This window comes from Nakamurella antarctica (assembly GCF_003860405.1).
Taxonomy (GTDB): domain Bacteria; phylum Actinomycetota; class Actinomycetes; order Mycobacteriales; family Nakamurellaceae; genus Nakamurella; species Nakamurella antarctica.
Genome location: NZ_CP034170.1, coordinates 2,609,700 through 2,621,233, shown reverse-complemented (window position 1 = coordinate 2,621,233; position 11,534 = coordinate 2,609,700). Strand labels below are relative to the sequence as shown.

Annotated in this window: 5 protein-coding genes; all 5 read left to right on the top strand. The window is 61.6% G+C overall.

Features of this window, described 5'->3' with window-relative positions; genetic code table 11:
* Nucleotides 1–233 precede the first annotated feature (233 nt).
* The 5 genes from rpoB to fusA all read left to right on the top strand — a co-directional run bounded on the left by rpoB (nucleotide 234) and on the right by fusA (nucleotide 11,390).
* Nucleotides 234–3,728, top strand: a complete 3,495-nt coding sequence (gene rpoB, locus EH165_RS11700) for a DNA-directed RNA polymerase subunit beta (protein WP_124799609.1) — start codon at nucleotides 234–236, stop codon at nucleotides 3,726–3,728.
* A 143-nt stretch (nucleotides 3,729–3,871) separates the two neighbouring features.
* A complete protein-coding gene (locus EH165_RS11695) occupies nucleotides 3,872–7,831 on the top strand; it encodes a DNA-directed RNA polymerase subunit beta' (protein ID WP_124799608.1) in 3,960 nt (1,319 codons plus the stop codon).
* A 517-nt stretch (nucleotides 7,832–8,348) separates the two neighbouring features.
* Nucleotides 8,349–8,720, top strand: a complete 372-nt coding sequence (rpsL, locus tag EH165_RS11690) for a 30S ribosomal protein S12 (protein ID WP_124799607.1) — start codon at nucleotides 8,349–8,351, stop codon at nucleotides 8,718–8,720.
* 1 nt (nucleotide 8,721) lies between these two features.
* The gene (rpsG, locus tag EH165_RS11685) at nucleotides 8,722–9,192 is read left to right on the top strand and encodes a 30S ribosomal protein S7 (protein ID WP_124799606.1); all 471 of its coding nucleotides are present in this window, start codon (nucleotides 8,722–8,724) and stop codon (nucleotides 9,190–9,192) included.
* A 98-nt stretch (nucleotides 9,193–9,290) separates the two neighbouring features.
* A complete protein-coding gene (gene fusA / locus EH165_RS11680; protein ID WP_277870500.1) occupies nucleotides 9,291–11,390 on the top strand; it encodes an elongation factor G in 2,100 nt (699 codons plus the stop codon).
* Nucleotides 11,391–11,534: the final 144 nt, after the last annotated feature.

The following is an 11,534-nucleotide window of genomic DNA, read 5'->3' as shown; positions in this document are numbered from 1 at the left end:
AACTTTGCGCTGCCCTCTTTGTGCTGCCCTCGTGCTGAAGCCCCTCGACCCTTGAGTCACCCTTGTGCTCGCACAACGACGACTTGCCTGGTCAGCGGTCATCAGAGCGAGTGTCAGCAGACAGCGAAGGCAGTTTCGGAAGAACAGCTTCAGATTTACAGCACCACAGATCTACCAGGCCGTGGTAACGCACCTCGCTGCGGCCGCCAGAAAAGTGAAGATACAGACGGCGCATGTCCTTGGAAGGACGAATCTTGGCAGTCACCAGCACGCCCGAAACCTCCGGTAACTCTTTGTTGAAGAGCCATCCCGGTGCTCCCAGAAGAGTTTCCTTTGCGAAGCTCCGGGAACCGTTGGAGGTTCCCAATCTTCTCGCCCTGCAAACCGATTCGTTCGACTGGTTAGTCGGCAAAGCGGAATGGAAGGCGCGTCAGGAAGATCCAGCTACCCTCAGCGGACTCGACGAGATCCTTGCCGAAATTTCCCCCATCGAAGATTTCTCCGGCGAACTTTCGCTGCGCTTCTTCGACCCTAGATTCGACGAGGTCAAAGCTACCGAGGAGGAGTGCCGCGACAAGGACATGACCTACTCGGCACCACTGTTCGTCACCGCCGAATTTATGAACGGCGAGACCGGCGAGATCAAGTCCCAGACAGTCTTCATGGGTGACTTCCCCATGATGACGAGCAAGGGCACCTTCATCATCAACGGCACCGAGCGTGTCGTGGTTTCCCAGCTCGTCCGTTCCCCCGGTGTGTACTTCGACCGCACCATGGACAAGCTCGCGGGCAAAGAAGTGTTCGCCGTCAAGGTGATCCCGAGCCGTGGAGCGTGGCTGGAGTTCGACATCGACAAGCGCGACACCATCGGTGTCCGCATCGACCGCAAGCGCCGCCAGCCCGTCACCGTGCTGTTGAAGGCCCTCGGCTGGGATGCTGACCGCATTCGTGAGCGTTTCTCCTGGTCCCCCGTATTGATGGGCACCTTGGAAAAGGACCACATCGCCGGCACCGACGAGGCACTGCTGGATATTTACCGCAAACTTCGTCCTGGCGAGCCGCCCACCCGCGAAAGCGCGCAGGCCCTGCTGGAGAACTTGTTCTTCAAGGACAAGCGCTACGACCTGGCCAAGGTCGGCCGTTACAAGCTGAACAAGAAGCTCGGTCAAACCGCGCCTATTTCCGTCGGCACCCTCACCGAGGACGACTTGGTCGCCACCGTTGAGTACCTGTTGCGTTTGCATCAGGGAGACGAGATGTGGGCACCCAACGGCGTCGAGCGCGTCGTTGAAACGGACGATATCGACCACTTCGGTAACCGTCGCCTTCGTACGGTTGGCGAGCTCATCCAAAACCAGATCCGCGTGGGTCTGTCCCGGATGGAGCGCGTTGTCCGCGAGCGGATGACCACCCAGGATCGCGAAGCCATCACCCCGCAGACCCTGATTAACATCCGGCCCGTCGTTGCCTCCATCAAGGAGTTCTTCGGCACCAGCCAGTTGTCGCAGTTCATGGACCAGACCAACCCGCTCGCGGGCCTGACTCACAAGCGCCGGCTGTCCGCACTCGGCCCGGGTGGTTTGTCTCGTGAGCGAGCCTCCCTCGAGGTTCGCGATGTGCACCCGTCCCACTACGGCCGGATGTGCCCAATCGAGACCCCGGAAGGCCCGAACATCGGCCTCATCGGTTCGCTGTCCACGTTCGCCCGGGTCAACCCGTTCGGCTTCATCGAGTCCCCGTACCGCCTTGTTGAAGACGGCCAGGTCACGGACCAGGTCGACTACTTGACAGCGGATGAGGAAGACCGCTTCATCATCGCGCAGGCGAATGCCAAGATCGATGGGAAGAACAACTTCACCGAGGCTCGGGTTTTGGCTCGCCGCCGCGGGGGAGAGGTCGACTCTGTCGCACCTTCAGAGGTCCAGTACATGGACGTCTCGCCGCGCCAGCTCGTCTCCGTCGCAACCGCCATGATTCCGTTCCTGGAGCATGACGAAGCCAACCGCGCGCTGATGGGCGCCAACATGCAGCGCCAGTCGGTGCCGCTGTTGCGCTCGGAAGCTCCGCTGGTCGGGACCGGCATGGAACTGCGCGCCGCAGTCGATGCTGGCGACGTTGTTGTCAACGAAAAAGCCGGCGTGGTCGAAGAGGTTACCGCCGACTTCGTCTCGGTGATGGCAGATGACGGACAGCACCGCACCTACCGCCTCCACAAGTTCCGCCGTTCCAACCAGGGCACCAGCTTCAACCAGAAGCCGGTCGTCCACGAGGGACAGCGCGTGGAAGCCGGCCAGGTTCTGGCTGACGGACCGTGCACCGACGAAGGCGAAATGGCCCTCGGCAAGAACCTGCTCGTGGCCTTCATGCCATGGGAGGGTCACAACTTCGAAGACGCCATCATTCTGAGCCAACGCATCGTCCAGGACGACGTCCTCACCTCGATTCACATCGAGGAGCATGAGATCGACGCCCGCGACACGAAGCTTGGCCCGGAAGAGATCACCCGTGACATCCCCAACGTCTCCGACGAAGTTCTGGCCGACCTCGACGATCGCGGCATCATCCGCATCGGCGCCGAGGTCCAGGACGGCGACGTGCTGGTCGGGAAGGTCACGCCCAAGGGCGAGACCGAGCTGACCCCGGAAGAGCGTTTGCTGCGCGCCATTTTCGGTGAGAAGGCTCGCGAAGTTCGCGACACCTCGCTGAAGGTCCCGCACGGTGAGACCGGCAAGGTCATCGGTATTCGCGTCTTTAGCCGCGAAGATGAAGGCACCGAGCTGCCCCCCGGCGTCAACGAGCTGGTCCGCGTGTATGTGGCCCAGAAGCGCAAGATCCAGGACGGCGATAAGCTCGCCGGCCGTCACGGCAACAAGGGCGTTATCGGCAAGATCCTCCCCGTCGAGGACATGCCGTTCCTGGAGGATGGCACGCCCGTCGACATCATCCTCAACCCGCACGGTGTGCCGCGACGGATGAACGTCGGTCAGATCTTGGAGACCCACCTCGGTTGGGTGGCGAACCAGGGTTGGAAGATCGAGGGCTCTCCCGAATGGGCTGAGAACCTGGGCGAAGAACAGCGCGAGAACGGTCCTAAGACCCGCACCGCCAGCCCCGTGTTCGACGGCGCCACCGAGGAAGAAGTCATCGGTTTGCTCGGCTCCACCACCCCCACCCGGGATGGCGAGCGCCTCGTCAAGCAAGACGGCAAGGCTCAGCTGATCGATGGCCGTACCGGGGAACCGTTCCCGTACCCGGTCTCCGTGGGCTACATGTACATCATCAAACTGCTGCACCTCGTTGACGACAAGATCCACGCTCGTTCCACGGGTCCGTACTCGATGATCACGCAGCAGCCTCTCGGCGGTAAGGCGCAGTTCGGTGGACAGCGCTTCGGTGAAATGGAGTGCTGGGCCATGCAGGCTTACGGCGCCGCCTACACCCTGCAGGAACTGCTCACCATCAAGAGCGATGACATCGTCGGCCGCGTCAAGGTCTACGAAGCCATCGTCAAGGGCGAGAACATCCCTGAGCCAGGCATCCCCGAGTCCTTCAAGGTGTTGTTGAAGGAACTGCAGGCCCTGTGCCTGAACGTGGAAGTCCTGTCCAGCGATGGCCAGACCATTGAAATGCGCGACAGCGATGACGACGACCTCGAGCGGGCCGCAGCGAACCTGGGAATCAACCTTTCCAGGAACGAATCGGCTTCCGTTGATGAGATTGTTAACTAAATAGTCTGCTTTTTACCCCGGGTGGCCGCCGGGCTGTCGACATCGACATCCGGCGCCACCTGGGAAAAAGGTAAGACACCCCCGAACGGGTATGCGTGACGCGGCCCGTTCACCTGAAGATTAAAAGATAGGGACAACATTCAGTGCTGGACGTCAACTTCTTTGATGAGTTGCGTATTGGCCTCGCTGCTGCCGAGGACATCCGCGCGTGGTCGCACGGCGAGGTTAAGAAGCCGGAAACGATCAACTACCGCACCCTGAAGCCGGAAAAGGACGGACTCTTCTGCGAGAAGATCTTCGGTCCGACCCGCGACTGGGAATGCGCCTGTGGCAAGTACAAGCGTGTCCGCTTCAAGGGCATCGTGTGCGAGCGGTGTGGCGTCGAGGTCACCCGCGCTAAGGTGCGCCGTGAGCGGATGGGCCACATTGAGCTCGCCGCTCCCGTCACCCACATCTGGTACTTCAAGGGTGTCCCGAGCCGGTTGGGCTACTTGCTCGACCTGGCTCCGAAAGACCTCGAGAAGATCATCTACTTCGCGGCTTACTTGATCACCTCGGTGAACACGGAGCTGCGGCACACCGATCTGCCGACCATCGAAGCTGAGATGGGCGTCGAGCGTAAGCGGATGGAAGACGATCGCGACGCCGACATCGACGCGCGCGCCAAGAAGCTCGAAACTGATCTGGCCGAACTCGAAGCTGAGGGCGCCAAGTCCGACGTACGCCGCAAGGTGCGCGAGGGTGGAGAGCGCGAACAGCGTCATATTCGCGACGCCGCGCAGCGTCACATCGACCGTCTTGACGAGGTCTTGACCACGTTCAAGAAGCTGACCCCGCGTGAACTGATCATCGACGAGGTGCTCTTCCGCGAACTCCACGACCGTTTCGGCGAGTACTTCGAAGCTGGCATGGGCGCCGAGGCACTGCAGAAGCTGATCGCCGATTTCGATATCGACGCAGAGGCCGAGAGCCTTCGTGACACCATCAAGAACGGTAAGGGCCAGCGCAAGATCCGCGCCATCAAGCGGCTCCGCGTCGTCGCAGCGTTCCAGGCGACGAAGAATTCACCGCTCGGCATGGTTCTCGACTGCGTCCCGGTCATCCCCCCGGATCTGCGCCCCATGGTGCAGCTCGACGGAGGTCGTTTCGCTACCTCCGACCTCAACGACCTGTACCGCCGTGTCATCAACCGCAACAACCGGTTGAAGCGACTGCTGGACCTCGGCGCACCGGAAATTATCGTCAACAACGAAAAGCGGATGCTGCAGGAGGCCGTCGACGCACTGTTCGACAACGGTCGCCGTGGCCGGCCAGTGACCGGACCGGGTAACCGTCCACTGAAGTCGCTGTCCGATCTGCTCAAGGGCAAGCAGGGCCGGTTCCGTCAGAACCTTCTCGGCAAGCGCGTGGACTACTCCGGTCGTTCCGTCATCGTCGTCGGGCCGCAGCTCAAGCTGCACCAATGTGGTCTGCCCAAGCTGATGGCCCTCGAGCTGTTCAAGCCGTTCGTGATGAAGCGCTTGGTTGACCTCAACCACGCACAGAACATCAAGAGCGCCAAGCGCATGGTCGAGCGTCAGCGCAGCCAGGTGTGGGACGTCCTCGAAGAGGTCATCTCCCAGCACCCGGTGCTGCTCAACCGTGCACCCACCCTGCACCGCTTGGGTATCCAGGCCTTCGAGCCGATGCTCGTCGAAGGTAAGGCGATCCAGCTGCACCCGCTGGTCTGCGCCGCGTTCAACGCCGACTTCGACGGTGACCAGATGGCAGTCCACCTGCCGCTGTCCGCCGAGGCCCAGTCCGAGGCTCGCGTGTTGATGCTCTCGAGCAACAACATTTTGTCCCCCGGATCCGGCAAGCCGCTCGCAATGCCATCCCTCGACCTCGTCACCGGTCTGTACTTCCTGTGCGGCTGGGACGACAACGCGGTAGGCAACAAGCACATCCAAGACGGTTCGGTTGACGAAGCCGCTGGCCAACTGCGCACATTCTCGTCCACCGCCGAAGCTTTGATGGCCTTGGACTTGAAGCAGATCAGCGTCCGGACCCCGATCAAGATCCGCCTGAAAGATGTTGTGCCGCTGCCTGAAGTAGTCATGCCCGAAGACTGGACTGCGGGCGATCCCTGGATCGCGCACACCACACTGGGGCGCGTGCTGTTCAACGAGTTGCTTCCCGCGGACTATCCCTTCATCAACGAAGAGATGCCGAAGAAGCGTCAGGCGACGATCGTCAACGACCTGGCCGAGCGGTACCCGATGTCGCTGGTAGCCCGCACCCTTGATGCACTCAAGGAGGCCGGTTTCCACTGGGCCACCCGTTCGGGTATGACGATCGCCATCGGCGACGTCATCATCCCCCCGGCGAAGGCCGAGATCCTGGCCAAGTTCGATCTGCAGGCGGAAAAGGTGGAAGCGGCTTACCAGCGCGGAAACCTGTCCCACCCGGAGCGCAACGAGGACCTGGTTCGGATTTGGGAAGCTGCCACGAAGGAAATTGAAGCTGCGATCCCGCTGGCCTACCCGAAGGACAACCCGGTGTACACCCTGGTTGCCGCCGGCGCCGCTGGTAACTGGATTCAGGTTCGGTCGCTGGCCGGGATGAAGGGCGTCGTGGCTAACTCCCGCGGCGAGCAGATTCCTCGTCCGATTCGGTCATCTTTCCGTGAAGGCCTCTCGGTGTTGGAATACTTCATCAACACCCACTCCGCCCGTAAGGGCTTGGCCGACACCGCGCTTCGTACGGCGGAGTCCGGTTACCTGACCCGTCGTCTGGTCGACGTGTCCCAGGACGTCATCGTTCGCGATACAGACTGTGGCACCGAGCGTGGCGCCGAACTGGCCATCGCGCACAAGGGTATTGGTGGGGTGCTGAACAAGGACGAGTTCACCGAAACTTCGGTGGTCGCCCGGATCCTGTCCTCCGACGCGGTTTCCGCTGATGGCACCGTCATCGTCACGCGCGGCACCGACCTGAAGGATTCGCACGTCAACGACGCGATCGCCGCTGGCATCACCAGCATCAAGGTGCGCTCGGTGTTGACCTGCGAGTCGATCATCGGTACCTGCGCAGTGTGCTACGGCCGCTCGTTGGCCACCGGTGAACTGGTCGATGTGGGTGAGGCAGTCGGTATTGTTGCCGCACAGTCCATCGGCGAGCCCGGTACCCAGCTGACCATGCGCACCTTCCATACCGGTGGTGCGTCCGGTTCCGCAGACATCACCCAGGGTCTGCCCCGAGTGCAGGAGTTGTTCGAAGCCCGTATCCCGAAGGGACGTGCGCCCATCGCGGACGCCGCCGGTCGGATCCGGATCGACGACACCGAGAAGTTCCTGAAGATCACCATCGTTCCGGATGACGGAAGCGAAGAAGTCGAATACGACAAGCTGCCCAAGACTCAGCGTCTGGCAACTACCGTCGTGGACGGCTCCGAGCGATTGCTGCAGGATGGCGACACCGTCGTTGTCGGGCAGCAGTTGATGGAGGGCAACGTCGACCCGCACGAGGTTTTGCGTGTGATGGGTCCCCGCGCCGTCCAGCTGCACTTGGTCCGCGAGGTCCAGCAGGTGTACCGCTCGCAGGGTGTGTCCATTCACGATAAGCACATCGAAGTCATCATTCGGCAGATGCTGCGCCGCGTCACGATCATCGATTCCGGTTCGACCGAGTTCTTGCCCGGCGCCGTCATCGAGCGTCGCGAATTCGAAACGCAGAACCGTCGGATGCTCGCCGAAGGTCTGGAGGCCGCAGCTGGCCGCCCGGCTTTGATGGGTATCACCAAGGCCTCCTTGGCCACCGACTCGTGGCTCTCGGCCGCCTCCTTCCAGGAGACGACCAAGGTCCTCACCGACGCGGCTATCAACGCCAAGAGCGATAAGCTCGTCGGCCTCAAGGAGAACGTCATCATTGGTAAGCTCATCCCGGCCGGAACCGGTATCAATCGGTACCGCAACCTCACGGTGCAGCCGACCGAAGAGGCCCGCGCAGCTGCCTACGCACTGCCGAGTTTCGACGACAACTATTACTCCTCGGACGGTTTCGGTCAGTCTGCCGGCGCTGCGGTGCCGTTGGACGACTACGACCTGGGACGCGATTACCGCTAGAAGGCAACTGGTCGCGCTTGTCGTGACGGCGAGAGGCCGGTACCCCCGCGGGGGTCCCGGCCTTTCGGCGTTTCTAGGCGGGGTGCGGTGTGGAGCCGGGTGCGGTGCGGGCGACCCGCTTCGTGCGATCGGTTTCCGCTCGTGCGATCGCAATAGTGGTCGCACGAAACGAATGCGATCGCACCAAGCCCGCCAGGGCGGGGCCTCAGCCCCAGTCCACCCCACTCAGCCCAGGCCACCCCGCTCAGATTGAACCCAGAGCGATTAACCGGTATCGTCACTAGAGGCCCTGCACAAAACCCTTCGCGCGCGTAGTTGACTGCGCCGCCGGGGGTAGTTCGAGTTTCCCGCAGACTCAACAGTGAGGCCAAGAATTGCGTTGCATGGCGTGCGTAGGCATCCGCTTGCGACACGCCCGACCTCGGGGGAGGGTGCGCCGCAGTTGACCTGGGCTTTTAGCCCAGGATCAGCACACCCCCGAATTATTCACAAGCCAACGAGGAAAGAGCACTAGTACATGCCCACGATTCAACAGCTGGTCCGCAAGGGCCGGACGGACAAGATCTCCAAGACGAAGACTCCGGCGCTCAAGGGTTCGCCCCAGCGTCGCGGTGTGTGCACTCGCGTGTACACCACCACCCCGAAGAAGCCGAACTCCGCGCTTCGTAAGGTGGCTCGCGTCAAGCTCACCAGCCAAGTCGAAGTCACCGCCTACATCCCGGGCGAAGGTCACAACCTGCAGGAGCACTCCATCGTGCTCGTGCGTGGTGGCCGGGTGAAGGATCTCCCCGGTGTCCGTTACAAGATCATCCGCGGCTCCCTCGACACCCAGGGTGTCAAGGGACGCAAGCAGGCACGCAGCCGCTACGGCGCGAAGAAGGGCAACTGATATGCCTCGTAAAGGCCCAGCACCGAAGCGCCCACTGGTCGCCGACCCGGTCTACAACTCCCCGCTGGTCACCCAGCTGGTGAACAAGGTTCTGCTCGACGGTAAGCGTTCCGTCGCCCAGGCAATCGTCTACGGCGCCCTCGAAGGTTGCCGCGAAAAGACCCAGACCGACCCGGTCGTCACGCTCAAGCGTGCGCTTGACAACGTCAAGCCCACCCTGGAAGTTCGCAGCCGTCGTGTTGGTGGCGCCACCTACCAGGTCCCGGTCGAGGTAAAGGCCGGCCGCAGCACCACGTTGGCGTTGCGCTGGTTGGTCGGATTCTCCAAGGCTCGCCGCGAGAAGACCATGACCGAGCGACTGATGAACGAGCTCCTCGACGCCTCCAATGGCCTTGGTGCCGCAGTGAAGCGTCGCGAGGACACCCACAAGATGGCCGAGTCGAACAAGGCCTTCGCGCACTACCGCTGGTAGTCGAGGGTTCTGCTGGCTCAGGCTGGCATTTTTGAGCTTTGCGTGTCGCTACAAGCCTTGCGGCACAACACATCAACAAGACGAGAAGAGAAGCGCAAGTGGCAATAGCCCTTGACCTTGATATGACCCGAAATATCGGGATTATGGCGCACATCGACGCGGGTAAGACCACGACGACCGAGCGCATTCTGTTCTACACCGGTGTCACGTACAAGATCGGCGAAGTGCACGACGGCGGCGCCGTCATGGACTGGATGGAGCAGGAGCAGGAGCGGGGTATCACCATTACCTCCGCCGCCACCACCACGTGGTGGAAGAAGCACAAGATCAACATCATCGACACCCCCGGTCACGTTGACTTTACCGTCGAGGTGGAGCGCAGCCTCCGCGTCCTCGACGGCGCGGTCGCCGTGTATGACGGTGTTGCCGGTGTCGAGCCGCAGACCGAGCAGGTATGGCGTCAAGCTGAGAAGTACAAGGTCCCGCGGATGTGCTTCGTCAACAAGCTCGACCGTACGGGCGCCAACTTCTTCCGCTGCATCGACATGATGGTCGATCGGCTGAAGGCCAAGCCCGCAGTTCTGCAGCTCCCGATCGGCGCCGAAGGCGACTTCATCGGTGTTGTCGATCTCATCGAAATGCGTGCGTTGACCTGGCGCGGCGAGACCGTCAAGGGCGAGGACTACTCGATCGAAGAGATCCCTGCCGATATGCATGACGACGCAGTCGAGTGGCGCGAAAAGCTGATCGAAGCGGTCTCCGAGGGCGACGACGAAGCCATGGAGTCCTACCTGGCCGGCGAAGAGCTCACCATCCCGCAGATTCACGCCGCGATCCGTCGGGCCACCATTGCAGGCAAGCTCAATCCGGTGGTGTGCGGCAGCGCGTTCAAGAACAAGGGCATTCAGCCCATGCTCGACGCGGTTGTTGCCTACTTGCCGTCGCCGCTGGACATCGGTGCGACCCATGGTCTGCTGAAGGACGGCGAGACCGAGGCGATCCGCGAGCCAGATGCAAAGGCTCCGTTCTCCGGCCTCGCGTTCAAGGTTCAGACCGACCCGCACCTGGGCAAGCTGACCTTCGTCCGCGTCTACTCCGGCACCCTTGAGGCCGGTACCCAGGTCACGAATGCGACCAAGGACCGCAAGGAACGGATCGGCAAGATCTACCAGATGCACGCCAACAAGCGTGAGGAGCTGGCCTCGGTCGGCGCCGGCGACATCGTTGCCGTCATGGGGCTTAAGCAGACCACCACGGGTGACACGTTGGCCGATCCGGCCAACCCGATCATCTTGGAGTCGATGAGCTTCCCCGCACCGGTGATCTCGGTGGCTATTGAGCCGAAGACCAAGTCCGATCAGGAGCGGTTGGGTACTGCCATTCAGAAGTTGGCCGAGGAAGACCCGACGTTCAAGGTCGAGAATGACGAAGAGACCGGCCAGACCGTTATTTCCGGTATGGGCGAGCTCCACCTGGACATTCTGGTTGACCGGATGCGCCGTGAATTCGGTGTCGAGGCCAACATCGGTAAGCCGCAGGTCGCCTACCGCGAGACCATCCGCGGCACAGTCGAAAAGTACAGCTACACCCACAAGAAGCAGACGGGTGGATCCGGCCAGTTCGCCAAGATCCTGATCACCGTCGAACCGTTGGACATGACCACGTCCAATGGTGCGACGTACGAATTCGTCAATGCTGTCTCCGGTGGACGTATTCCTCGCGAATACATTCCGTCGGTCGATGCGGGTGCACAGGATGCTCTGCAGTACGGCATCCTGGCCGGCTACCAGATGCTCGGCGTCAAGCTGACCCTGGTTGATGGCGCCTACCACGACGTTGACTCGTCCGAAATGGCGTTCAAGATCGCCGGTTCGATCGCAATGAAGGAAGCGGCCCGGTTGGCCAAGCCTGTCTTGCTCGAACCGATGATGAGTGTCGAAGTCGTCACCCCCGAAGAAAATATGGGCGACGTCATCGGCGACCTTAACTCTCGCCGTGGCCAGATTCAGGGCATGGACGAGCGCAGTGGCGCCCGCGTGGTTACCGCGTTGGTTCCGTTGTCTGAGATGTTCGGCTACGTCGGCGATTTGCGTTCGCGCACCGCCGGTCGCGCCAGCTATTCGATGGTGTTTGATTCCTACGCCGAGGTTCCCGCGAACGTGGCCAAGGAAATCATCGCCAAGCAGAACGGCGAATAGTCACCACTTACGTGAGTAGTGGGTTTCGGCCCATCTCGCATTACGATTGATCGGGCTGCCGGTGCGCTTCATGTGCCCCGGTAGCTACCACCCTTGTACAAGCCCTGCAGACGTCACAACCTAGAAGTCGCACGGGTAGAAAAA